The 21,822-nt window shown below is 54.0% G+C and carries 22 protein-coding genes and 1 tRNA gene; 12 read left to right on the forward strand and 11 right to left on the reverse strand.

The window, feature by feature from the left end:
- The first annotated feature begins 94 nt into the window (after nt 1–94).
- The gene (locus tag AVO44_RS07090; RefSeq protein WP_068334581.1) at nt 95–550 is read left to right on the forward strand and encodes an Lrp/AsnC family transcriptional regulator; all 456 of its coding nucleotides are present in this window, start codon (nt 95–97) and stop codon (nt 548–550) included.
- Nucleotides 547–1,005, forward strand: coding sequence for an Lrp/AsnC family transcriptional regulator (locus AVO44_RS07095; protein ID WP_068334582.1), 459 nt, complete (start codon nt 547–549; stop codon nt 1,003–1,005). The genes AVO44_RS07090 and AVO44_RS07095 overlap by 4 nt, the downstream gene beginning before the upstream one ends.
- A 6-nt stretch (nt 1,006–1,011) precedes the next feature.
- Here AVO44_RS07095 and AVO44_RS07100 read toward each other — a convergent pair whose 3' ends face one another.
- Complete coding sequence (locus AVO44_RS07100) at nt 1,012–1,713, reverse strand: GntR family transcriptional regulator (RefSeq protein ID WP_082677436.1); 702 nt, start codon at nt 1,711–1,713, stop codon at nt 1,012–1,014.
- A 234-nt stretch (nt 1,714–1,947) separates the two neighbouring features.
- Here AVO44_RS07100 and AVO44_RS07105 point away from each other — a divergent pair, with 234 nt between their 5' ends.
- Nucleotides 1,948–3,075 (forward strand): aminotransferase class V-fold PLP-dependent enzyme, encoded by a 1,128-nt coding sequence (locus tag AVO44_RS07105; protein ID WP_068334587.1) that lies wholly within the window; start codon nt 1,948–1,950, stop codon nt 3,073–3,075.
- 9 nt (nt 3,076–3,084) lie between these two features.
- Here the strand turns inward: AVO44_RS07105 and AVO44_RS07110 are convergent, their stop codons facing one another.
- The 3 genes from AVO44_RS07110 to AVO44_RS07120 all read right to left on the reverse strand — a co-directional run bounded on the left by AVO44_RS07110 (nt 3,085) and on the right by AVO44_RS07120 (nt 5,338).
- Entirely contained in the window at nt 3,085–4,281 is a 1,197-nt protein-coding gene (locus AVO44_RS07110) for a UbiH/UbiF family hydroxylase (protein WP_068334589.1), read from the reverse strand.
- Between the two features lie 77 nt (nt 4,282–4,358).
- Nucleotides 4,359–4,607: a hypothetical protein gene (locus AVO44_RS07115; protein ID WP_068334592.1), complete on the reverse strand. Its 249-nt coding sequence runs from the start codon at nt 4,605–4,607 to the stop codon at nt 4,359–4,361.
- A gap of 86 nt (nt 4,608–4,693) precedes the next feature.
- Entirely contained in the window at nt 4,694–5,338 is a 645-nt protein-coding gene (locus tag AVO44_RS07120) for a pyrimidine 5'-nucleotidase (RefSeq protein WP_068334595.1), read from the reverse strand.
- Nucleotides 5,339–5,438: 100 nt separating this feature from the next.
- Here AVO44_RS07120 and AVO44_RS07125 point away from each other — a divergent pair, with 100 nt between their 5' ends.
- Nucleotides 5,439–6,086, forward strand: a complete 648-nt coding sequence (locus AVO44_RS07125; protein WP_068334598.1) for a GntR family transcriptional regulator — start codon at nt 5,439–5,441, stop codon at nt 6,084–6,086.
- Here the strand turns inward: AVO44_RS07125 and AVO44_RS07130 are convergent, their stop codons facing one another.
- Together AVO44_RS07130 and carA are read right to left on the reverse strand one after the other, a co-directional pair.
- A complete protein-coding gene (locus tag AVO44_RS07130; protein ID WP_068334601.1) occupies nt 6,087–7,964 on the reverse strand; it encodes a glycosyltransferase in 1,878 nt (625 codons plus the stop codon).
- 84 nt (nt 7,965–8,048) lie between these two features.
- Nucleotides 8,049–9,215 (reverse strand): glutamine-hydrolyzing carbamoyl-phosphate synthase small subunit, encoded by a 1,167-nt coding sequence (gene carA, locus AVO44_RS07135; RefSeq protein WP_068334604.1) that lies wholly within the window; start codon nt 9,213–9,215, stop codon nt 8,049–8,051.
- Between the two features lie 183 nt (nt 9,216–9,398).
- Between carA and AVO44_RS07140 the strand changes: the two genes are divergently transcribed.
- Entirely contained in the window at nt 9,399–9,878 is a 480-nt protein-coding gene (locus tag AVO44_RS07140; protein ID WP_068334607.1) for a GatB/YqeY domain-containing protein, read from the forward strand.
- A gap of 26 nt (nt 9,879–9,904) precedes the next feature.
- On the opposite strand, the gene AVO44_RS07145 is transcribed toward AVO44_RS07140, so the two are convergent.
- The 3 genes from AVO44_RS07145 to ctaD all read right to left on the reverse strand — a co-directional run bounded on the left by AVO44_RS07145 (nt 9,905) and on the right by ctaD (nt 12,835).
- Nucleotides 9,905–10,393 (reverse strand): DUF2244 domain-containing protein, encoded by a 489-nt coding sequence (locus AVO44_RS07145; protein WP_068334610.1) that lies wholly within the window; start codon nt 10,391–10,393, stop codon nt 9,905–9,907.
- A 45-nt stretch (nt 10,394–10,438) separates the two neighbouring features.
- A complete protein-coding gene (locus AVO44_RS07150) occupies nt 10,439–11,038 on the reverse strand; it encodes a 2-hydroxychromene-2-carboxylate isomerase (RefSeq protein WP_068335286.1) in 600 nt (199 codons plus the stop codon).
- Between the two features lie 138 nt (nt 11,039–11,176).
- Nucleotides 11,177–12,835 carry a cytochrome c oxidase subunit I gene (ctaD, locus tag AVO44_RS07155; RefSeq protein ID WP_068334613.1) on the reverse strand — a complete coding sequence of 553 codons (1,659 nt, stop codon included), beginning with the start codon at nt 12,833–12,835 and terminating at the stop codon, nt 11,177–11,179.
- Nucleotides 12,836–13,139: 304 nt separating this feature from the next.
- Between ctaD and AVO44_RS07160 the strand changes: the two genes are divergently transcribed.
- The gene (locus AVO44_RS07160; RefSeq protein WP_068334616.1) at nt 13,140–13,559 is read left to right on the forward strand and encodes an HIT family protein; all 420 of its coding nucleotides are present in this window, start codon (nt 13,140–13,142) and stop codon (nt 13,557–13,559) included.
- A 426-nt stretch (nt 13,560–13,985) separates the two neighbouring features.
- Here the strand turns inward: AVO44_RS07160 and lipB are convergent, their stop codons facing one another.
- Both lipB and AVO44_RS07170 read right to left on the reverse strand, forming a co-directional pair.
- Nucleotides 13,986–14,642: a lipoyl(octanoyl) transferase LipB gene (gene lipB / locus AVO44_RS07165; protein ID WP_068334619.1), complete on the reverse strand. Its 657-nt coding sequence runs from the start codon at nt 14,640–14,642 to the stop codon at nt 13,986–13,988.
- Nucleotides 14,643–14,681: 39 nt separating this feature from the next.
- Nucleotides 14,682–15,341, reverse strand: coding sequence for a DsbA family oxidoreductase (locus AVO44_RS07170; protein WP_068334622.1), 660 nt, complete (start codon nt 15,339–15,341; stop codon nt 14,682–14,684).
- A 143-nt stretch (nt 15,342–15,484) separates the two neighbouring features.
- On the opposite strand from AVO44_RS07170, the gene AVO44_RS07175 reads away from it, so the two are divergent.
- From AVO44_RS07175 to AVO44_RS21005, 6 genes are all read left to right on the forward strand, one after another.
- Nucleotides 15,485–15,571: transfer RNA gene (locus tag AVO44_RS07175), tRNA-Leu, on the forward strand.
- 59 nt (nt 15,572–15,630) lie between these two features.
- Nucleotides 15,631–16,908: a DUF6538 domain-containing protein gene (locus AVO44_RS07180; RefSeq protein ID WP_157769941.1), complete on the forward strand. Its 1,278-nt coding sequence runs from the start codon at nt 15,631–15,633 to the stop codon at nt 16,906–16,908.
- Nucleotides 16,909–17,005: 97 nt separating this feature from the next.
- Nucleotides 17,006–17,917 (forward strand): restriction endonuclease, encoded by a 912-nt coding sequence (locus tag AVO44_RS07185; protein WP_068334628.1) that lies wholly within the window; start codon nt 17,006–17,008, stop codon nt 17,915–17,917.
- 664 nt (nt 17,918–18,581) lie between these two features.
- On the forward strand, nt 18,582–19,934 hold the full coding sequence (locus AVO44_RS07190; RefSeq protein WP_157769942.1) for a hypothetical protein: 1,353 nt from the start codon (nt 18,582–18,584) through the stop codon (nt 19,932–19,934).
- Nucleotides 19,935–20,681: 747 nt separating this feature from the next.
- Nucleotides 20,682–20,960 (forward strand): hypothetical protein, encoded by a 279-nt coding sequence (locus tag AVO44_RS21265; RefSeq protein ID WP_068334633.1) that lies wholly within the window; start codon nt 20,682–20,684, stop codon nt 20,958–20,960.
- Between the two features lie 379 nt (nt 20,961–21,339).
- The gene (locus AVO44_RS21005; protein ID WP_157769943.1) at nt 21,340–21,822 is read left to right on the forward strand and encodes a hypothetical protein; all 483 of its coding nucleotides are present in this window, start codon (nt 21,340–21,342) and stop codon (nt 21,820–21,822) included.

Genomic DNA, 21,822 nt, shown 5'->3' on the forward strand with positions numbered 1-21,822 from the left:
GTGGGGCACGGTGCTGTTGGCGAGTGCTTTACAATCGACTTTTTGCGAATTAGGGGAAAAGTTATTCGCAGAAAGGTGGGGTAACGTAATTATCATGCTAGACGACATGGATCGGCGAATTCTGCGCCACCTTCAAGCCGAACCCACGCTGTCTATGGCTGAGTTGGCCGAGCGGTGCGGCGTGAGCCAGGGTATTTGCTGGCGACGGGTTGAAAAGATGCAGGCCTCTGGCGTCATCCAGGGGCAACAGGTGGTGATAGATTGGGCCGCGTTGGGTTACGCGGTCGAGGTTTCGCTGCGCATAACGTTGGACAAAACGCAACCTCGGGCCTTTGATGAGTTTACAGCAGCTGCCCGCATGGTTTCGGAAGTGATTGAAATACAGACATTTCTGGGGCGTGTTGATGTCCGCTTGTCGGTTCTTGCGCGCGATATGACCCACTATCAGCAACTCTACCGCGACCGTATCCTGACCCTGCCGCATATCGCTGATATCGAGGCGTTGATGCATATCGCGCGGGTCAAGCGAGACGAGGTGTTGCCGGTATGATCGAGCTTGATGAAACTGACCGCCAAATCCTGCGCGCGCTGGTTCAGGACGCCACGCAAAGCGCGGGGGCGCTGGGGCGCAAACTTGGCCTGTCTCAACCCGCAACTTGGCGGCGTATCCGCAGGTTAGAGACGGCAGGGGTCATCAAAGGGCGTCGCTTGCGCTTGAATGCCGAAGCGTTGGGGTTCGGTGTGACCGTATTTCTGGGGGTAAAGCTGGCCCGCAAAGGGCAAGTCAGTCTTGAGGATTTTGAGCGAGCTGTCAGCGCCATCCCCGAGGTGCAAACGGTTGAGCATGTTTTGGGTCTTTATGACTATCGCCTAAGGGTTGTCGCGCGAGACCTTTCTGATTTCGAACGAGTTCTTCGGCGGCGTATCATGACCTTGCCGGGGGCAGGGGATGTTGAAGCTAACGTATTGCTAAGTGAAGAGCGGCTGCCCGGCCCAATTGGCTGAAACGCGTTAGTATTTGGTGCGGATGCAAAAACCGGGGTGATGAGTTTCGCGCGCGAATGTCATTGGAACACCATCTTTCCAGATTGTCCGCTCCATCTGTATCATCGAAGTGCCCGTGGTGGTGCCCATGAACTCAGCCAACCGGCCATCCGCGGATATCGCGCAAAATGAAATCTCGGCCTCGGTAAAAGGCGCGATATTCAGCAACCATTCGTGCGGACCTTGAGAGGTCAGATCGGCATGCTCAACATCGGGGACCGTTTCGATATTGATCCAGCGTTCTTCCAGTTGAAAAGGACGGTTGTCCGCATAGTGCATGCAGATCACGTGTAACACACGCGCGTCGGGCGAAACGCAAAGCTGAGAGGCCAACCAGCCGGGGCTGGGCACAACGCTGCGCTCGACAAGCGCATATCGATAAATAGAGTTCTGCTTTTCTACAGCCTGACGAGCCAATGAGAATTCGACTTTCGCATGCTTGCTGGGTTCCTTTTTGACACGCGTGCCGCTTTTGCGTTTACGCTCAACTATTCCCTGATCGGCAAGCTCTCGAAGGGCTCGGTTCACGGTCGCACGTGCGCAATTGAATTCTTCGGCCAATTGCGTTTCCGTGGGCAGCAAAGATCCCTGTGGCCAAATCCGGCTTTCAATACGCCGTTTAACTTCGTCTCTTACAAACTGAAAACTGGTCCGCTTATGAGCAGTCACGGGCAACAATACCTTTCTTCTACAAAGTGTATGTATCTGTTCAGAAACACCTCTGGGTGTAAAGGGGTGGTGACACTATTTGGCGTCAAGTCACCGTGTGATTTGTGCTTTCGAAGGTTAATTTTCTATTGCGACGGGCGGTTCCGTTACGTCAATTGCCGCCGGGGTGTCGGGGCTTTACCATCGGTAAAAAAGGCTCCAGAAATCCTGTTACGCAGTTTGAAAGGACACAGCATGCCCGCACTATTGGAAGAAATTGATCCGAACGGTCTTGAAGAATTCTCGGTTGTTTTCACAGACCGGTCGTTGAACCATATGTCGGCCCGGTTCCAGACCGTCATGCGAGACATTTCAGAGATGCTGCGTGATGTATACAAGGCTGATGGCGTCGCTGTGGTTCCGGGGGGCGGGACATTTGGGATGGAGGCTGTGGCCCGGCAGTTTGCGCGCAACGCGAATGTTCTTGTCGTTCGCAACGGGTGGTTTTCCTATCGTTGGAGTCAGATCATCGAGTCCGCGACGCTGACCGCATCTGCGACTGTTCTTAAGGCTCGGCAGGCCGGGAACTCCAGCCCGTCACCTTTTGCACCTGCCCCGATTGACGAAGTGGTTTCAACAATTCGTGAAAAGCGGCCGGATGTGGTTTTCGCACCGCATGTCGAGACATCTGCGGGCCTTATTCTACCGGATGAATATGTAACGGCCATGGCCGCAGCGGCGCATGAGGTCGGTGCCCTCATGGTCTTGGATTGCATCGCCTCGGGCTGCGCGTGGGTCGATATGAAATCCACCGGAGTCGATGTGCTGATCTCGGCCCCACAGAAGGGGTGGAGCGCATCGCCCTGTGCCGGGCTGGTCATGTTGTCTGAACGGGCCGAAGCAAAGTTAGCGGAAACAACGTCGGACAGCTTTGCCGTAGATCTGAAAAAATGGCGGCAGATCATGCAGGCCTATGAAAACGGAGGGCACGCTTATCACGCCACAATGCCAACCGATGCGTTACAGGCGTTCCGTGATACGATGGTCGAAACCCGTGACTACGGCTTTGAAAAGTTGCGCGATGCGCAGTGGGCGCTGGGGAATGGCGTTCGGGCTTTGCTGAAAGAGAAAGGCGTTGTTTCGGTTGCAGCTGACGGTTTCGGGGCACCGGGCGTCGTGGTCAGCTACACCTCAGACCCCGAAGTTCAGAACGGCAAGAAATTTGCCGCCCTTGGCATGCAGATCGCGGCAGGCGTACCGTTGCAATGTGATGAGCCCGAAGATTTCAGCACATTCCGCCTTGGCTTGTTCGGCTTGGACAAACTCTATGACGTCGACGGTACGATAGCGCGGCTCAGGCGTGTTCTGGATCAGGTTCTGTGATCTAGGACCTCAGCGTACGCCAAGGCCCATCTGCATTAGTGTTTTGCGCACAGGCGGTAGCGAATAAAGCGCGTTCAGCCCCAACGCGCGTGCATCGCGCAGCGGACGCGCCTCTATCATTGAGGCGCGGTTCAGTAAATCGATACCCTTGACGCGCACTTCAATCTCGGTGTGCCGGGCCTTGTGGTAGGCGTTCAGCATTTGCACGTCACCCAAACCTTCAGGCCGGGCTTTGGCAAGGTCCAGCAGGCTGCGTAAGTCACCCAATGACATGTTCAAACCCTGAGCGCCGATTGGCGGCACGACATGGGCGGCTTCGGCCATCAGAGCTATCCGTTCGCCGGATAGCCGTTCTGCCGATTGGCTGATGATCGGCCAGATCGTCCGGCGCGACGCCAGTTTTAGCGGCCCCAACACCCCACATGAGCGTTCGGTCATCAACGCCTCGAATTCTTCGGGGCCAGCTTTCAGCAGCTCTATGGCCCGTGGACCACGTTCCATCCAAACAATCGCAGATGACGGCTGACCTTGCCAATCTGGCAAAGGAACCAAAGTAAATGGCCCACCCGAACGGTGAATCTCGGTCGAGATATTCTGGTGGGGGTTGGGATGTGTCACCGCGAAGGCCAATGCCTTTTGACCGTAGCGTGTGGTATGGACGTTGATCCCCGCTGCCTCACGCATGGGCGAGGCGCGCCCGTCTGCAGCTACGACCAGCTTGCAGCGAATGCGACTGCCATCGCTGAGGCTTACCCGCGCCTCGGCAGTGCGGGTAAATAGGCCGTTGGTGCCGGTGCCGGGCCGAAAATCGACGTTAGGCAATTCGGCCAAGCGCGCCACCATCTCGCGCCGCAGTAGCCAGTTGGGCAGGTTCCAGCCAAACGGCTGGTCCGAGATATCAGAGGCGTTGAAGTCCCTTATGATGCGGGGTTCTGGTACGTCACCGCCTGCATCGACGATCCGCATGATTTGCAGGGGCGATGCGTGGTCGGCCAGACGTTGCCACAACCCGCATTGTTCCAACAATCCTCGTGCCGGTTGCAGAAAGGCCGTGGTGCGCAAGTCTGACCCGTCCACATCCCGTTCGGTAACTGGCGGGGCAGGGTCGACGCACACAACGTCGAACCCAGCAGTCCCAAACGCTGCTGCAGCGGTTAGCCCAGCGATTCCTCCGCCGGAAATCAGGATGTCACAGCTGTCTTTCATGGCCTTGTTCTCCGAGTGGTTGAGCAGAACCTAGTTCGGTTCCAAGGCCGGTGCCAAGTGACATCCTGTCCCGTCTGTCAGCCGCGTGACACCAGGATGAGAAGAAGGAAAATCAGCGGCACCATCATCACAGCCGGGATGTAAAGGCCAGGCAGACCAAAGATCAGGGTCGAACACCCCCACATGCTGACAAGCGCAGCGGCGGTGTAGCCCCAATCCTCGGGCTTGCCATAGGCTGCATCGCGGGCAATCCAGCCAAACAGGGGGACTGAAAAAAGGATGCGCTGCCAAATGGGCAGGCGCCGAGGCATCTCGATCGCGCTCATGGTTTCTCCGATTCTGTTCGTCGCTGATGGGCATATATGGATGATATTGCACCTGCAGAACGTGCAGATCGTCGCAGTGTGACAGCCTATCGCAGACGGGCCAAAAACGCAGTTAAATCATCGGTATGATGGTGGATATGGTCGGCCTCATGAGGCTCGGGCGCGACGTGCACAGTGCGCATTCCCATCGCGTGCGGAGCAGCCAGATTCCGGGGGTCATCCTCGAACATGGCCGCTTGTTCTGTATCGATTCCATCCTGGGTAAATATCGCCTCGAACGCGGCTTTTTCCGGCTTCGGGCGATAGCCTGCATGCTCGACGCCGTAGATTGCATCGAACAGCCCGGCAAGACCACGCGCCTCAAGCACCCGTTCGGCGTAGGGCGCGCTGCCATTGGTGTAAACGATGCGGCGGCCGGGCAGGGACCGGATATGGTCGGCCAGTTCGGCGTCGGGGTCTAGGTGGCTCATATCCACCTGATGAACCGCGTGCAGATAGGGGTCAGGGTCAAGATCATGCTCGGCCATCAGACCAGCCAGCGTTGTGCCGTATTGCCGCCAATAGTACGAGCGCAGACGGTCCGCTTCGGCCCGCTCAACGCCGATGGCTTGCACGACGTAATCCGTCATCAGTACCTCGATCTGGTCGAACAGGCGCATGTGCGGCGGATACAGTGTATTGTCGAGGTCGAACACCCATTGGGTGACGTGAGAAAAAGCAGGCTTGACCATGGTTTGGGTTTAGGGCGCTGAGACACGGTTTTCAATGCTACACTTGATCCGAAGGGCAAGTGACGGATAGACATGTCCGAACGAGGAGATGAACCACCCCATGCCCCAAGCCAGACAACCGTCCAAAGACGCCTACCGTCTTATTCTCGAAGCGATAGACGTTGGCGTTTACAAACCCGGCGACCGTCTGGTTGAAAGCGAGCTTGCAGAACGGTTCGGTGTCTCCCGGACCCCCATTCGCGAAGCGTTGCAGCGGCTTGAGACGCAATCGCTGCTGGAACGGGACGGTCGGTCGCTGATTGTGGCTTCGCTTGACCACAACCAGATGGCCGAATTGTATGTCGTAAGACGCGAGTTGGAGGGGTTGGCCGCAAAATTGGCGGCCAAGCATGCAACCGAAGAAGAGATCAAGGTGTTGCAGGATATGGTGGCCGCGGATGATCAGCTTGTTAACGATCCGGCGGCATTGTCACGCGCGAACAGGCGCTTTCACGAGCAGATACACCTCGCCTCGCACAACCGTTATCTGGTTCAGCAGCTTGACCTCGTGCATCGCACAATGGCGCTTATGGCCACCACATCCCTGGCCGTGCAGGGGCGCGGTGAAATCGCGCAGAGCGAACACAAAGGAATTGTCGAAGCCATCGCTGCACGCAATGAACAAGCGGCCGAACGTGCGCTGAAAGACCATATATCGGTCGCTTTCATGACCCGCCTGAAACAGGATGCAGTTCTGCGCGAGACCTAATCACTGAGGCAGCATGTCTTCCTCAATGGCTTGGCCATGTTGCGTTTTGTCCCAGAAAAATGGGTTCAGTACCAACTCCCAAAGGGCTTTGTATGCCGCTAAAACACCTAATGGGAAGTAAAGCGGCATTATTGGCACCCATGGCAGCAAGAACCGTCTTTCCCGGGCCGATACAGCAATGAAACCAACTGCTGCGTTGGTGATCTCGGCGATCAGGAACAGGGCCACCAAAGCACCCAGCATGGACCGTGAGAGGATCGGGTCCAAGGGGCTGGGCAAGCCAAAACTCGTCAGCCAAAAAAGCCAGAGAACCGGGGCCAGCAGGAACTGTCCAACGGTTCCAAGAAAAAAGGCCTGAACACCCAGAAACCTAAGGATACCGAGATCCCTGAGCAATTTTAGGGGAGAGCGCATATGAACAAGATACGTCACCATGAAGCCTTTTAGCCAACGAGAACGCTGTTTGACCCACGGCCAGGCGCGAAAGTTTGCCTCTTCATAAGTTGCGGTATCGACAATCTCGGTACGATAGCCTGCGCGTGACAGGCGCACACCCAGATCGGCATCCTCGGTGACATTGTGGGCATCCCAACCACCAAGCTCCAACAGCTTGTCGCGCCTAAAAAAGAATGTTGTGCCACCCAGTGGCACCACAAGCCCTAGCCGCGCGATGCCCTGCAGCACGACCCGAAACCAGCCGTTGTATTCAATGGTAAAGCAGCGCGACCGCCAGTTGGTACGTGGATTGTAGTAGTCAAGAACACCCTGCAGGCAAACGACATTTTCGTCCGCTTGTGCGAAGTGTCGGGCGACGCGTTCGATCTGGTCTGGCTGCGGTGCATCTTCGGCATCCCAGACCCCCAAGATGTCGCCGCGACAGAAGTCCAGGGCAAAGTTCATGGCACGAGGTTTGGTAGTCAGCCCGTTCAGTTCAGGCACTTCAACGCTCCTGATCCAACTGGGCAGATCGACACCGGCAAGAGTGGCGCGTGTCACCTCGTCAGATTCTTCCAGCACCAGAATGACATCCAGCAGTGCCTTGGGGTACGTGAGTCTTTGCAAACGTCGAATGAGCGCACCGGCGATCTCGCGCTCTTTGTAGAGCGGGACCATGATGGACACACGCGGCAACACCCCTGGCGGCCCTGACGAGACCGGGTTGGCTCGGCGCATTGCTGCCTGCCACAAGAACCCGAACAGGCCAAGAAGGCGAAAACACGCAAACAAGATCAAACTGAACACCGCAGCCGCAACCAATATGGCCAGTCCGACCATCGGAAACGCCGCAAAGGACAGCAAAATCCCTGACAATACCGCAGCAGACCCAACGCGTGATTTGGGGGTCCATGAGCGGCAACTCTGGTCCGGATCAACGCGGGTTTCGGCTGCCTTGGCCAATGTCTCAGAGAATAATTGAGCAATAGCTTTGTCGATCTGATCGGGGGCGACAAGTACAGGCATGACGGTAAACCCCGCATCCTGCAAGCCGCCGCGTACGTCAGGAAACAAGTCAGCCCGCGCCGTGGCAACCAGCAAGATGGGACCGATACGTTGCCAGGGAATGACGTTATGGGTCAGCCAGAACTCAACTGGTTTTATCTTGCACAGCTCGGGCGAAGGCGGAAAGCTGTCGAAATCGGCAATTTGAAGACCGGTTTGATCTGATAAGGCATTGAGCACATCCTGACGGTCGACCCAGCCTTCCGACACAAGTATTTCGCCCAACGGGGATCTTTGCCAAGATTGCATGAACAACGCTTCGTCAAGCTGGGATTGAGTGATCAAGCCGCGGTCGACAAGACAAGCCCCTAACGGCTTGCGGATCCGCGCGGGTATCGGCGCAGCCTGCGCGAAATGATGTAGATTTAGTTCGACCATAAAGAAACAACCCTGACGCGAAGCTTGCGCGGCAGGGTTGTTCAATTTGGGTTAACAGCAGGTTAACCATAACCAATCTGGCTGTTAAGCTCGCGATTTTCTTTCCGACATCGCCTCGGCAAAGCGTTCGAACAGGTAAAAACTGTCCTGCGGTCCCGGCGAAGCCTCGGGGTGATGCTGCACGGAATAGACGGGGCGACCCGTCATGCGAATGCCGCAGTTCGACCCGTCAAACAAAGAGCGATGCGTTTCCACCACACCATCCGGCAGCGATTGTGCGTCCACCGCAAAACCGTGGTTCATCGAGGTGATTTCAACCTTTCCGGTTTCCATGTCTTTCACAGGATGGTTGGCACCGTGGTGACCGTGGTTCATCTTGACCGTTTGACCGCCAAGCGCCAGCGCCAGCATCTGATGGCCAAGGCAGATGCCGAAAACCGGAAGGTCAGTGGTATCCAAAACCTCTTTGATCATCGGGACAGCATATTCACCGGTGGCCGCCGGATCACCGGGGCCGTTGGACAGGAAAACACCGTCAGGATTGTGCGCCAGTACTTCGGAGGCCGTCGCTGTGGCTGGCAGCACGGTCACGTCACACCCTGCCGAGGCCAGACACCGCAGGATGTTTCGCTTTGCGCCGTAGTCGATGGCAACGACCTTGTGCGCGGGTGCTTCCTGCCGGGTATAGCCGTCGGGCCACGCCCACCGCATTTCATCCCAGCGATAGCTTTGTGCGCATGTGACTTCTTTGGCCAGATCCATGCCTTCGAGCCCGGCAAATGCGCGCGCCGCTGCGACCAATGCTTCAATGTCGAAATTACCCTCGGGGTCGTGGGCCAGGGCCACATGCGGCGCGCCTTGCTGGCGGATGGCGCGGGTCAGACGCCGGGTGTCGATCCCACCTATGGCGATGCGACCGCGACGGGCAAGCCACGCCTTCAATTCTTCTGCAGACCGCCAATTCGACGGCTCAGTCGGGTCCCATTTCACGACCATCCCGGCGGCAACGGGATCACCGGTTTCGTCGTCTTCGGGATTTACACCGACATTGCCGATATGAGGAAAAGTAAACGTCACGACTTGCCCCGCATAAGACGGATCGGTCATGATCTCCTGATACCCGGTCATTGCGGTGTTGAAGCACAGCTCAGCCACGGTCTGACCGGTTGCGCCGAAGCCCATCCCGTAGAACAGCGTTCCGTCGGCCAAGGCCAGACATGCGGTGGGCTTGGTCGGTGCATTCTGGGCCATCGGGCGACTCTCCTTTTAGGTAAACCGGCGCATACCTAAGGGCGTTATGGCGCTGGGTCAAGCCTGTTCAAATTTTCGGCTATTGAGTGAAATCAATGGGTTAGGTTTATTCGTCCCCTGTTGTGTCGCGCTTTTTGTTTCGATAAGGTCGGGGTTCCTTTTCCATGGGGATGGACAGATCATATGGATATGCGAGCACGGGTGAACACTGCCCTGAAGCAAGCGATGAAAGACAAAGAGACCGAGCGTTTGTCGACGCTACGGCTTATCAATGCTGCGATCAAAGACCGGGACATCGCGTCACGAGCGTCTGAAAATGAAGAGGCCAAGGGCTGTGGTGACGTTGAGGTCCTTGAAATCCTTGGTAAAATGACCAAGCAGCGCAAGGAAAGCGCGCGCGCCTACGAAGAAGGTGGACGCCTTGACCTGGCTGAGCGCGAACTGCGTGAGGTTGAGGTTATTGAGGAGTTTCTACCCAAGCAGTTGGATGACGAAGAGGTCTCAAAAGCTATTCAGACCGCAATCACGGCCACGGGCGCCGGGTCCATCAGGGATATGGGCAAGGTGATGGGCGAATTAAAAACGCGTTACACCGGACGTATGGATTTTGGCAAAGTAGGCCCAATGGTTAAAGATCATCTTTGCGCTGCTTCGGGTAGTTGACAGATCATCCTTAGAACTTGGGGCTGTTACGCGGCTGGTTCGCGAAGTTTCCGTTTCAGATCGTCATAAAGTGCGATTCGTTCGTCTTCGGACAGAAAAGCCCCGATTTCTACTTCGCGCCCGTCTCCTATCAGGGTAACGTAGTGCGGCACAGGCCCACCTTTTTCGTGCATTTCGGGCCGTGCCCAGTATCGGTTGCAAGACCATTCCTGCTGCTGTTTTCCCGGTGTGTGGTGGATCAACCGGGCTTGTGTACCAGTCAGAGTCAGAACTTCGAACATGCTGCGCGCGCGATAGTTTGTCTGGATTGCAAGCCAAAGGCCAAAAACGGTCAGAACGAGAAATGGCAGCAACCCCCACAGAATGACTGACCCCAGCATTGCAAGCAGCGGGATCAATCCAAACAGAAACACGGACAGGATCACAATCATCGCCCCGCGCGGTGGCAACGAGTTATGCGGCCAAAGACGCAATTCCTGCTCGGTCTCAGAGGTTTGATTCCATTGGTATGGCATAGCCGAAACCTAGCGCAAAGCTTGGTTGTGTCGAAGGGGAAATGATCAGGCTACGTGACCCACACGCGCCCAGGACAGCGCATCATCCAGCCGGTCATCTCCCCAGAAAACCTCGCCGTTGACGACAAGGCTAGGGGCGCCAAAAACACCCAGTTTTTTGGCTTGTTCAGTTTCTGCCTCTAGCGCTGAAACCGTATCGGCGCTGCGGGCACGTGCCAGCACCAAACGTGGGTCTTGCTGACACCTGTGCAATGCTTCGGTGATTGCCGCTTCGCTGCCAGCTTCGATATTGTCGTCGAACCAGATGCGATACAGAACCTGGGTAAAGGTCTTGCCCCAGCCGTCACCCATGCCCAGCAAGGCGACCTGATTGGCCAGCGCCAGGTCAGAGATCGGGTAGGGGGCAGGTAAACGCGCGTGTATATGATACTTTGCTGCCCTGCGTTCGATATCCCGCCACATATAGGCAGATTTTACCGGCTTGCCCGCGAAGGGTATGTTGCTTTGCTCTGACATGATCGTTCGCACGTTGAAAGGCCGCCATTTCACGGCAACGTCATTCTCAGCGCACCAATCGTCCAGACGCATAACTGTCAGGAACGTATACGTGCTGCCAATGGAATACCAAAAATCAATGTCAGGCATGAGGATATCCCGGGTTGTCGGTCGAACCGCCAGTCGCATCATAGCCGATTTTCGCGACTCGTGCGACGGTTCAGCAGTCGATGCCCCTGCAAAGAAAAAACCCCGCCGTTAAGGCGGGGTTTCTTTACGTTTGCGGGATTAGTGCGCGTGGCCTTTATCCCAGTCTTCCTGCTTTGGCAGCTGCTCGAACGTGTGCTCGGGCGGCGGTGAGGGCAGGGTCCATTCCAAAGTATCCGCGTATTCGTTCCACGGGTTCGGACGTGTCTCTTTGGCGCCGCGGAACAGGGCGTAGAAGACGATGCCGAAGAACAGCAGGAACGAGGCGAACGAAATGAACGCACCAATCGACGACACGAAGTTCCACTGAGCGAAGGCTTCGGGATAGTCGATGTAGCGGCGCGGCATGCCCTGACGGCCGAGGAAGTGCTGCGGGAAGAAGGTCAGGTTCGCACCGATGAAGAACATCCAGAAGTGCACCTTGCCCCAGAACTCCGAGTACTGACGACCCGTCATCTTCGAGAAGTAGAAGTACACTCCTGCAAAGATGGCGAAGACTGCACCCAAGCTCATCACGTAGTGGAAGTGCGCGACGACATAGTAGGTGTCGTGATAGGCACGGTCGATACCGGCTTGCGACAGAACCACACCAGTCACACCGCCTACGGTGAACAGGAACAGGAAGCCGAAGGCAAACAGCATCGGTGTCTTGAACTCGATCGAGCCGCCCCACATGGTCGCGATCCACGAAAAGACCTTAACCCCCGTTGGAACCGCAATAACCATCGTGGCTAGCATAAAGTAAGCCTGCTGCCGCAGCGACATGCCAACGGTGTACATGTGGTGCGCCCACACGACAAAACCCAGCACCCCGATCGCGATGATCGCCCAGACCATCGGCAGGTACCCAAAGATCGGCTTACGTGAGAAGGTGGCGATCACGTGGCTGATAATACCGAACCCAGGCAGGATCACGATGTATACTTCGGGGTGTCCGAAGAACCACAGGATGTGCTGGTAAAGGATCGGGTCACCACCACCTGCCGGATCGAAGAAGGTGAAACCAAAGTTACGGTCCATCAGCAGCATGGTGATCGCGCCGGCCAAAACTGGCAGAGACAACAGAATCAGCCACGCGGTGACGAAGATCGACCAGCTGAACAGCGGTACCTTGAACAAAGTCATGCCGGGGGCACGCATGTTCAGGAACGTCGTGATCATGTTGATCGCGCCAAGGATCGAAGAGGCTCCCGATACGTGCACGGCAAAGATCGCAAGATCCATGGACATGCCGCCCTCGGTCGTTGAAAGCGGCGGATACAGGACCCACCCAACACCTGAGCCAAGCTGATCGTTCCCTCCGGGGCTCAGCAGCGAAGCCACGCCCAGCGACGTACCCGCGACATAAAGCCAGAAAGACAGGTTGTTCATCCGCGGGAACGCCATATCCGGCGCGCCAATCTGCAACGGCATGAAATAGTTGCCAAATCCGCCGAACAGTGCCGGGATGACCACAAAGAACATCATAAGAACACCGTGATAGGTGATCATTACGTTCCAAAGATGTCCGTTAGGGGTACAAGGATCGGCCATGAAGCCTTCGAGGCACATGTATTGCACACCGGGGTGCATCAGCTCGAGCCGCATGTAGACGGTCATCGCGACCGAGATCAAACCAGCCAGAGCCGAAAAGATCAGGTACAGAATCCCGATGTCTTTGTGGTTGGTCGACATGAACCAGCGGGTAAAGAACCCACGCTGATCTTCATGATCGTGACCATGAATGGCTGCGTCTGCCATTATAGGTGCCTCCTGTTGCATTTGCACCGCGCAGCCGGACCTCTCCAGCGCGCGGGATTCCTGCTGGTTTTAAATTGCGATGAACACACCTTCAATGGCCGAGTTTGATCTGGATCAAGAATAATTGTCGCGGGTAGGAGGAGAACCCGCGAAATCGTTGCCATTGATGCGGGGTATTTGGCGGCTGAGTTAGCGATTTCAAGGGGTCTTTAAGGCCCATGCCTGAGACAGAGCAGAGTTCCACCTTGACCCCCGGTGAACAGGGCCGCAGAACTACGCCAACACTCGAAATCGGAGAAAAACTATGGCCGCCTACGATCACGAAAACATCTTTGCCAAGATCCTGCGCGGGGAAATCCCCTCAACCCGCGTGTATGAGGATGACGAAACGCTGGCTTTCATGGATATCATGCCGCGATCCGACGGGCACCTGCTGGTGATCCCGAAAACGCCCTGCCGCAACCTTCTTGATGCAACACCGGAACAACTTGCTGCAGTCACTGCGACCGTTCAGAAATTGGCAAAGGCCGTGGTCAAAGCGTTTAACGCTGACGGGGTGACCGTCCAGCAATTCAACGAGGCGGCCGGAGGGCAAGAGGTGTTCCACCTGCATTTCCACATCCTGCCGCGTCAGGAAGGTGTCGCGATACGACCACCGGGGAAGATGGGTGATTTCGACCTGATTGCCAAACACGCAGACAAGATCAAGGCCGCTCTGGCCTGATCCTTTGCCATCTATCTCGGGCGGTGGGCCGTGAAGGCCGGACTGGTGCGACGAAGCCGAGGTGGTAATCCCATCGCGTCAGCTGCCGCAGTTGGTCACCAGGCTGCTAATTGTATGGGAACGAATTGCTACGTTTCTGGAAGAAAATTGCCGTTCCGATTGGGGATCGGAACGGCAGACTCGTAACCAAACACTTTTCCGGTAGCTTAAACATTCAGGCTATCCGGTTAACACACCACTCACTCCAGAACGGTTAAATTACATTAGCCGAAACTCGACGTTTTGTATTCGTCAGAGTGTGTATTCCCCGAAATAACCCCAGATTCAGCGATCATAATGCCAAAATTCGGACCCGCATGGAAACAAAGCGAATTTTGCTCGCCCATTGTCAATTGACCTAGGGGAAAACAAGCGATTCGATAGCGCTCAGGCTTCGATCGGTTCGAAAAATTCCGCAAAGGTTTTTTGAAGGGCGGTGTCAACATCGGCCATCGTCACTGGCAAGCCCAGATCGACCAAAGAGGTCACGCCATGTTCTGTGATGCCGCACGGAACGATGCCGGAAAAATGCTCAAGGTCTGGTTCGACATTGATTGAGATCCCGTGAAAACTGACCCATTTGCGCAGACGCAGGCCGATGGCTGCGATCTTGTCCTCGGCGGGCTGTTCGGTTGCGGTTAATGGTTTGTCGTCCCGCCGCACCCAGACGCCGACACGGCCATTGCGGATCTCGCCCTTAACGCTGAATTCCGCCAAGGCCGCGATCACCCAGTTTTCAAGCTTTTTGACAAACTCACGTACGTCTTTGCCACGCGTGTTGAGATCCAGCATGACATAGGCCACACGCTGACCGGGGCCGTGATAGGTGTATTCTCCGCCGCGTTTGGCCTCATAAACTGGAAACCGATGAGGGTCTGTCAAATCCTCGATTCGGGCCGATGTTCCTGCCGTGTAGAGCGGTGGATGCTCCAGCAGCCAGATGCATTCATCCGCTTCACCCGCCGCGATTGCAGCCACGCGCGCCTCCATAAAGGCAACGGCTTCGGTGTAATCGGTCAAACCATCGGTGATCTTCCATTCCATGACGGTTCTTTATCGCGCGGATGCAGCAAGGGAAAGGGGTTAGGCGGCCTCGGCCATACAGCGGTGCAATATCTGGCGGTACGCGTCCACGCCTTGCGCCCCTGTCACCAGGTATTTACCGCCAAACACCATCGACGGTACGCCGGAAATACCGCGGCTGGTCCAAAACTCCTGCTTTTCGCGCACGGAACTGGCCTGTTGGCCGGATTCGAGTACGGATCGCGCAGCCTCGGCATCCAGTCCGGCCTCAGAGACCGCACTCAAGAGGGTATCAATTTCAGAAATGTCTTTCTGGTCGGTGAAGTACGCCTTGAACAAAGCCATTTTCAGCGGGTGTTGACGACCCTGCGTCTCTGCCCAGTCCAGCAATTGATGCGTTGAAAAGGTGTTCATGATCCGGCTGTCATCGTCGAAGTTGAACGCAAAACCCAGTTCGGCCCCCAGTTTCGTCAATTGTTGCCGCGCCTGCTGGCTTTGATCCGGCGTCGATCCGTACTTCTCCATTATATGCTCGCGCAGGTTCTGGCCTTCCGGTGGCATGGCCGGGTTCAGTTCAAAAGGATGCCATCTGATACGCGCCTGTATACCTGTTTGCTGCAAGGCCTGATCAAGTTGCAGAAATCCGACAATACACCAAGGGCAGACAACGTCAGACACGATATCAACTTGAACAGTGGGGTGTGTATCGGCGGCAGACATATTCATGCTCCTTGCGGTGTGTTGCGTTATTCCTTGTCGGTACAGAATACGGCGCCCTAAAGGAATTCAAACCGGCGTGTTATTTGCCTCTTCACATCCTGATCGTCAGGGTCTATACGCCCCTCTACCAAGTCACTGGCAGTGCGGTCGTGGCGGAATTGGTAGACGCGCAGCGTTGAGGTCGCTGTGGGGTAACACCCGTGGAAGTTCGAGTCTTCTCGACCGCACCAAGTACTTGATTTTCAACAGGTTTCTTCGCCGAATGTAACGGTAAATGGAGCCTTTTGAGATGGATGTACGGGTGCCAAAGGGCCTCTTTAAGAGAGGTAAGGGATACGCGGTCAGAGTCGCAGTACCCAACGAATATCAAGCTATAATCGGTAAAAAAGAGATCGTGCGGGGTCTCGGAACGCAGGACTTGGCTGAGGCTTTGGTCAGGCGAAAAGAAGTCTTGTCAGAAATTCTTGCCTCTATTGGTGGGGGTTCAATACCTGAGCCAGTTATTAAACAGGTTGAACGACACACCCCGCAGGAAGGGACAACCGTTAGGGATACAGGGCATCGCTGGTTGGCTGAGTCTGACGGTATCAAGGCGTCCACCAAGGCTAGATATCGGCAACACCTTGAAGGCTTTGAGGCGTTCGCAGGGAACATAGAGGTCACCCAGATCAACCGAACGCTTGCCTTGGCTTTCATGGATCACCTCAAGCGAACACCCTCAGAGCGAACCGGAGAGCCGCTCTCAGCGCGTTCCTTGCAGTCGTACCAATGCTGTCTCGCGTCCTACTGGCGCGTCTTGGATCACTGGGGTCTAGTCGATCCTGATGTTCGCAATCCCTTTTCGTCTCTCTTACGGCGTGTCGCAGGTCAGAAGAAGAAAGCTGACCCACGAGAGAAGAAGCTGAGGCCCGTGACCCGAGAAGAGGCTGAAAGCCTTTTGTCCTACATCGCTGACAATGATGGCCTCAAGTATCAGTTTGAAATGTTCGTTACCGTAAGGTTGCTCTGGGTTACCGGATGCCGACTGAATGAAATCTGTGGGCGCTATTTGTCGGACATAGAGGACAAGGGGGATCACATCCGCATCAACATCCCTGAGGCCAAGACCGAGGCAGGGAAGAGGACGGTTATGATTGTCGGTGATGATGATTGTGCGTTGCTCAGAGAGGCAATCAAGAGGGCAGGTATCGTAGAACCTTCATGCCCCGAGAACGTAGGTCGGTTGTTCCCAAGGATTGCCCTAGGTGGTTACGACAAGCAGCCTAGCCATTACCTCGGGAAAGCCTTGGAGAAGGCGAGAAAGAAATTGGATGGTGATCATTCCAAGTGGGATATGCACTCGTTCAGAAGAACCGCTGTATCGGCTTTGGTGAACGCAGGGGTTGCTAAGGAAGCTAGAAACCTTGCTGTCGGTCACTCGAACAAGGATGACATAGGGGTTAGCGTCTACGCGAAGAGGGCTGAGTTGGATGGTGTAATCAAAGCAACCTTCGAGGCGCTTTATGATGAACTTGGGGGAAGCCTAGTGTCCGAAAAAGTTCCAAGTGAGAAGTTAAATTCCCACTAGACCGAGCGAGCATTGTGATTGGTAATCAGATTGGTTTTCAGTTTAAAAATTAAGTGATAACAGAGGGTAAGTACCCAAAGTTACTAGAGAGTTCTGAATGATCCCTGACTACCAATCGCTAATGCGCCCAGTCCTTGAATGTGCCCGAGTTAAGCCGCGGAATATTTCTGATGTAGTTGAAGAGGTATCAGATAAATTAGGCCTGACGCAGGAAGAGCGTGATCAACTCCTACCAAGCGGAACACAGACAACCATTCGAAACCGCGTTCATTGGGCTCGTTCTTACATGAAACAGGCGGGACTTGTGCGAAACGTCAAGCGTGGTTGGTACGAGTTAACTGATCGCGGCCGGGAAGTTTTAAACAACCCTGAAATTGAGTTAAACACGAAGTTTTTGGAGCAGTTCGATGAATTCCAAGACTTCAAAAACCGAACACGTGAAGATGGTTCAAACTTAGAATTTAACGGAAAAGAAGACAGTAAAACACCTGATGAAAACCTTCAAGCCGCTCATGCTCGGCTCTCAGCGGAAACAGCGGCAAATTTGCTGGACTTAGTGAGAACCGCATCACCTGCATTCTTTGAGACTTTGATTGTCGATTTACTGATTGCAATGGGATACGGAGGAGCCTCAAAAGATGCAGGACGTGCATTAGGACAATCCGGTGACAACGGTGTTGACGGTGTGATTGACCAAGACCCACTGGGGGTCGACCAGATTTATCTTCAAGCCAAGAGATACGCTTCTGGTAATTCTGTTGGTCCAGGAGAGATAAGGGACTTCTACGGTGCGCTCAGCATCAAGAAAGCGACCAAAGGAATTTTTGTTACTACGTCGACGTTTACGAATTCGGCTTCACAGACAGCAAAAGACTTGGGCTCTCGCATCGTGCTTATTGATGGGTTGCAACTTTCTCGCCTTATGCTGCGGTACAATATTGGCTGTAGAGACAAAGAAGTATTGCATATCAAGCAGATTGATGAAGGTTACTTCGAAGAGAACGGCTGATTTTCTACAAAAAATCTGTGTAGGTATATATTGGTGGTCGTGGTCTGGTTACCCCCCGGTCCCCCCAAGCAAACCCTGAGCAACCGACAGTCCACCCGAGCAACGACAGGACAAGGTAGTTAGGTTGCCATTAGGAGAACACACGCGCTCACCTCTGCCCGTGGTCAGGTAATAAAGCTGCATATGGACCACACACGCGCTCACCTCTGCCTGAGGCCAGATAGAAAACCCTCCATTATGAATACACACACCCTCAAGTTTGCAGGGTATGAGTAAGGATACTCACAGTGAACCTTTAGTTTACAATGAGTTAGGCTTTGAGTTGTGTGTGGGTTGTACGGGAATGTAGGGAAAAACCCCTCATTATGAGAATACATACTCTGTCGTTCCGAGGCAGCTTGGGACAATTAAGGCCCCGTATAGAATACAATCGAGTTCCAAGGCGGCTTGGGACAATAGAATTGCCGTATAGAGTACAACCAAGTTCCCATACTCGGGCGCGAACTCAGGTTTTATTTGAACAGTACTCCATGACCTTCTTGCGAGTAGTTCGCAACTAGCGAGTTCTTTGCGCATAATTCCCAAACACTTTTTGGTCGATCAGTTGGTCGATCTCTACCACATATTTTTTATTCAAAAACATAGCACTCAAGAAAGAAGCTAAATGAAACACAACCATAATTTTGACAAACCCAAGTCCACTCAAGTCAGACCTGTAGTAATTATTGATCGACCTTGCGGCACTGGCAAGACAACCGAGATGATCGCAGGTCTTGTAGAGTCCAAGAGATACCTGGTCGTAACGCCGCTCCTATCAGAATGCGAACGTATCATCAGAGATGCTCGCGTTGCTTTCATGCAGCCCGAGGTAATCCAAGATGACCCTGAGATTGACACCAAGAAAGACCATCTGATTGCCCTGCTAGAAGCTAGGCACAATGTCGTCACCACTCATGCAATGTTCAACAACCTCGCAGACGTGGAAAAAATGGGCCTCTTGGATGGTTACGAAATCATCATTGATGAGGTCATGTCTGTTGTTGATGACGGTTACCGAGTTAAGAAAAAGACTTGGGAACAGTTCTACGTGAATGACGGGTACGTTGATATTAATCCAGATACCGGATTGATAACTCCCACTGATCTCTGGGTTGAACATTTAGAAGACGTAGATGATGCCCTAAGCACCTCTCTCTACCATGCTGCCAACGCTGGTCGTCTCTATCATCTTTCTGATGGTATCAATCTCGCGGTAATGCCTGAAGGTCTACTGAAGGCTGGTAACTCCCTGACTGTCTACACCTACAAGGCAGAGGGTTCGATCATGTTTGCTTATCTCAAGCGTCTCGGATTGGACCCAGTGCATGACACTGGTTCACCAGAAATCGAGCAACGCTTTGTAAGACAGGCAAGGGAATTGATAACCGTTAAAGACATTCGAACTCTTCGCGGTATCAACCTGAGTTACACCAGTCAGACTAAGACAAACTCCAAGAAGCTAGACGAGTTGGTACCGAAAGCCCTGAGTGGCCTGAGGCGTAACCGTATGTCCGAGGTATGGTTGCCTGACATTCTGATCACGACACCAAAGAGTAAGTGGTATCGAAAAGGGAAAGACCCTAAAATTGGTGAGTGCGGTGAATTGCTTACACCGTTCAAACCCGGTCCTTATGCGAGTGGTAGTCGTCTCTCACCCGCTGGTCACACTGAGGTCCGCGCTACGTGGGTCCCAAATACAACCCGAGGCACCAACGACTACAAACACTGCACCCATGCAATTTACCTCTATGACCAAAACATCAATCCTTCGATCTTGAATTGGTTCGGTGGACCGAAGGTAATTTCCAATGATGATTATGCCCTGACGGAATTGATCCAATGGCTTTGGAGGACCCAAGTCAGAGATGGGTATCCTATCACTTTGTTTCTACCATCTCAGCGTATGCAGGAGTTGCTCTTGAATTGGCTTTGGGAAGGACAAATCCCACCAAACGAATGGCGTAAAATCAGGGCGTAGAAAGCCTACAGCCAAATGCATCGTGCTGTAGGCCTGAAAAAGCATTTAAAAACAGATACTTAAGAGGCATACCCGTAAAGAAAAAACACTTTAGGGAAGACAATGATAATAATCATTTTTGTCTTCTCCCTAAGTCCACTCTGGCACTGACTCAGGTCAGAACAGACAGCTCACCGCGCTTCCTATCAGCGGTGAGTCACCCAGTTCAACGAAAGAAAACAGAAGGTGAAACCAACAGTACTCAAAGAGTCCAACCCAAAGTATCACAGGGTCCTATACATCCAAGATGATTGGCGAATAATCCTCTGCAAAGACGGTCTTCAATACATCATCCAAAGACAAAAGAACAAAGGGAAACGAGGGCAGGAGTGGGAAGGTCGCAAGTATTGCGTGACTTCCAAAGCCCTAATCAGGGAATGGTCCAAGGTTATGCGATTATCAAATAATCATGATGATCCAATCCCGAACGAGATTTCTTGTCTTCCAAGCTATGCTCATGATCTTGTCTCCAACGGCCCTAGTGAGGCGTTGAGAGCGGGGGTGCAGAGACCCAAGGCCCCTCAAGTAAACTCAGGTCTCCAACAGCCAATACCTCTGTCCACCCCCGGTGAAACCGAGGAAGCCATAGGTTCTCCTTAAGATGGCGGAGTACCTGACCATCATTCTTAGTCACTTCAACGAAGTCATTTTCTATGTCGGTCAACTGGAAAGGTTGACTGACGACAAAACGAAAGAACAACCAATTCAATGAATAATAAATTCAAGACCTTCGCTCTTTGCGAATATTTCCGAGACAAACCAGATGGTGAGTACTACCCATTCACAGTCAGTACCGACCTTGGTCTCTCTAATGCCAACTGGCGGCGCTATGCGTTGACCCATCTATACCCTGAGGGTTCAGAGGCGAGACAAGAACTTGCCAAGGTAGGGGTATCAATCAAGACGCTACCCACGCCCAAGGAAATCCGAGGCAGTAAGATTATCATTTCGACATTCGTGAAAGAGACAACCATCCAAGATGCCTAAGTTACCTTTGTCTACCATCCCCGCGGGGGAGCGTAGCAGAGCGTCACGAGAGGCACTCAGGCAAAGACGACTAGCACAAGAGAGGATCAATAAACTCAACCCATGTGCTGTTGTCGGATGCGACAAGCCTAGGCGCGGCGTCTCTGTCTATTGCCAAGAGCATTACCAACGGAACCGTAGGTACGGACACCCTACAGGACGTCTGCCAACCCAAGGTGAACTGAAAGCCCTCGAAGCCGCTATCAAAGCATGGCTCGAAGAGGACTATCTAACCACCGACTTTGCCAAGCGTTCCTTCAAGTCCTCTTGGGGTTCCGCCCAGCGCACCATTACCCACAACCCAGCCTTTGCTCTGCCGTTCTTTCGGCTTGAGGGGGACATGGGTTACACCCAGAAGGCTAAAGCCTGGGTGATCCTCTCCAACTACGTTCACCGACAAGGGAACTCGCTGTCAGATGCAATGGTCCGGTATATGGCCTGTCGTATGTGGTCAGAGTTCCACTGGCAGATGCCTGAGGGCAAACGAGGGGCGGCTAAGGCCCGTAATTTCTTTGTCGATACATGGGCAGGGAAGTTTGTCTTGGCTCACTCAGGGTTCACCAAGACCAAGACGACAGAGAAGATCATCCGTTGGGCAAAGCCTTGGTACATCTCGGATGATCCTGTCCAGAACGAACCCCGTCCTATCAAGGAAAAGGTGACAAAGAAGGTCACCATCAACCGCTTCAAGGCAGGACCCATTGTCCGTGCCATTGGAAAGGAACTCCAATCCGCTGTCGATCACGCGATGGGCAAAGCTTGGTGTTCCGACCATCGCCTTCTTGAGAAGGCACACGAGGCTCTTGGCCTCTCACTCAAATAA

The sequence above is a fragment of the Ruegeria profundi genome (assembly GCF_001507545.1).
Taxonomy (GTDB): domain Bacteria; phylum Pseudomonadota; class Alphaproteobacteria; order Rhodobacterales; family Rhodobacteraceae; genus Ruegeria; species Ruegeria profundi.

Coding starts and splice junctions, on each gene's coding strand:
- AVO44_RS07145 (WP_068334610.1), bottom strand. CDS start 10,393: ATGCCATACCAATGGAATCAAACCTCTGAGACCGAGCAGGAATTGCGT.
- carA (WP_068334604.1), bottom strand. CDS start 9,215: ATGGCCCAGAATGCACCGACCAAGCCCACCGCATGTCTGGCCTTGGCC.
- AVO44_RS07125 (WP_068334598.1), top strand. CDS start 5,439: ATGCCCCAAGCCAGACAACCGTCCAAAGACGCCTACCGTCTTATTCTC.
- AVO44_RS07115 (WP_068334592.1), bottom strand. CDS start 4,607: ATGAGCGCGATCGAGATGCCTCGGCGCCTGCCCATTTGGCAGCGCATC.
- AVO44_RS07140 (WP_068334607.1), top strand. CDS start 9,399: ATGGATATGCGAGCACGGGTGAACACTGCCCTGAAGCAAGCGATGAAA.
- AVO44_RS07190 (WP_157769942.1), top strand. CDS start 18,582: ATGAAACACAACCATAATTTTGACAAACCCAAGTCCACTCAAGTCAGA.
- AVO44_RS07180 (WP_157769941.1), top strand. CDS start 15,631: ATGGATGTACGGGTGCCAAAGGGCCTCTTTAAGAGAGGTAAGGGATAC.
- lipB (WP_068334619.1), bottom strand. CDS start 14,642: ATGGAATGGAAGATCACCGATGGTTTGACCGATTACACCGAAGCCGTT.
- AVO44_RS07130 (WP_068334601.1), bottom strand. CDS start 7,964: ATGGTCGAACTAAATCTACATCATTTCGCGCAGGCTGCGCCGATACCC.
- AVO44_RS07185 (WP_068334628.1), top strand. CDS start 17,006: ATGATCCCTGACTACCAATCGCTAATGCGCCCAGTCCTTGAATGTGCC.
- AVO44_RS07150 (WP_068335286.1), bottom strand. CDS start 11,038: ATGCCTGACATTGATTTTTGGTATTCCATTGGCAGCACGTATACGTTC.
- AVO44_RS07105 (WP_068334587.1), top strand. CDS start 1,948: ATGCCCGCACTATTGGAAGAAATTGATCCGAACGGTCTTGAAGAATTC.
- AVO44_RS07090 (WP_068334581.1), top strand. CDS start 95: ATGCTAGACGACATGGATCGGCGAATTCTGCGCCACCTTCAAGCCGAA.
- AVO44_RS07120 (WP_068334595.1), bottom strand. CDS start 5,338: ATGGTCAAGCCTGCTTTTTCTCACGTCACCCAATGGGTGTTCGACCTC.
- AVO44_RS07110 (WP_068334589.1), bottom strand. CDS start 4,281: ATGAAAGACAGCTGTGACATCCTGATTTCCGGCGGAGGAATCGCTGGG.
- AVO44_RS07095 (WP_068334582.1), top strand. CDS start 547: ATGATCGAGCTTGATGAAACTGACCGCCAAATCCTGCGCGCGCTGGTT.
- AVO44_RS07170 (WP_068334622.1), bottom strand. CDS start 15,341: ATGTCTGCCGCCGATACACACCCCACTGTTCAAGTTGATATCGTGTCT.
- AVO44_RS07160 (WP_068334616.1), top strand. CDS start 13,140: ATGGCCGCCTACGATCACGAAAACATCTTTGCCAAGATCCTGCGCGGG.
- AVO44_RS21005 (WP_157769943.1), top strand. CDS start 21,340: ATGGGTTACACCCAGAAGGCTAAAGCCTGGGTGATCCTCTCCAACTAC.
- AVO44_RS21265 (WP_068334633.1), top strand. CDS start 20,682: ATGAATAATAAATTCAAGACCTTCGCTCTTTGCGAATATTTCCGAGAC.
- ctaD (WP_068334613.1), bottom strand. CDS start 12,835: ATGGCAGACGCAGCCATTCATGGTCACGATCATGAAGATCAGCGTGGG.